Raw genomic sequence first — 813 nt, forward strand, 5'->3', positions numbered from 1 at the left:
GGCGGGTGGATATTTATTGAAAAAGATAAAGAGAGATGTTATGATAAAACTCACAAATCGGAATTTTACAGAAGTTCCACATTTTTCTAAAGTTCAGTGACAATCGTCACAAATTAAATCAGCAGATTACACATATTTACAATTTACATAAGAAAGTTGGTGATGTTTATTGGGGGATTTTTCTTTATATTGCATCAATAAATATTGTTTGATAAAATAAAAGGGAGGAAAAAGATTGACGTTACATAAAATAAATAAGAAGTACAAAGAGAGAGTGTTCCGTTTGATTTTTCAAAATAGGGAAGATTTGCTGGAACTTTATAATGCGGTAAATAACAGTTCTTATACTAATTCAGAGGAATTAACAATTACAACAATAGAAGATGTTGTATATATGGGAATGAAAAATGATTTGTCATTTATTATTGACGATGTACTGAATTTATATGAGCACCAAAGTTCATTTAGTCCTAATTTACCATTGAGAACATTTTTTTATTTTGCTTCACTGTATCGGAAACAGATAGAGCCGGTGAAACATAAATTATACATGAACACACCATTATGTATTCCGTTTCCACAGTTTGTTGTTTTTTACAATGGAACAAAGGAAGAACCGGAACGTCAGGAATTAAAGTTGAGTGATTTGTTTATAACAAATGGAAAAGAAATGACATCTAGTCTTGAGTGTACAGCACTTGATCCTATGTCAAGATTTAGTACAAGTTAAAATGAGGTTTTCCTCATCTTAACCTGCCAGCTGCAATTCGTCTTGCTGAAGCCTACGATACAGTTCTTCATAATCTTTTGGTG

General features: G+C 31.5%; 1 protein-coding gene. It reads left to right on the forward strand.

The window, feature by feature from the left end:
• Nucleotides 1-235: 235 nt before the first annotated feature.
• Nucleotides 236-730 (forward strand): hypothetical protein, encoded by a 495-nt coding sequence (locus ACYPXO_RS00005; RefSeq protein WP_459638701.1) that lies wholly within the window; start codon nucleotides 236-238, stop codon nucleotides 728-730.
• Nucleotides 731-813: the final 83 nt, after the last annotated feature.

This window comes from Faecalimonas canis (assembly GCF_054601575.1).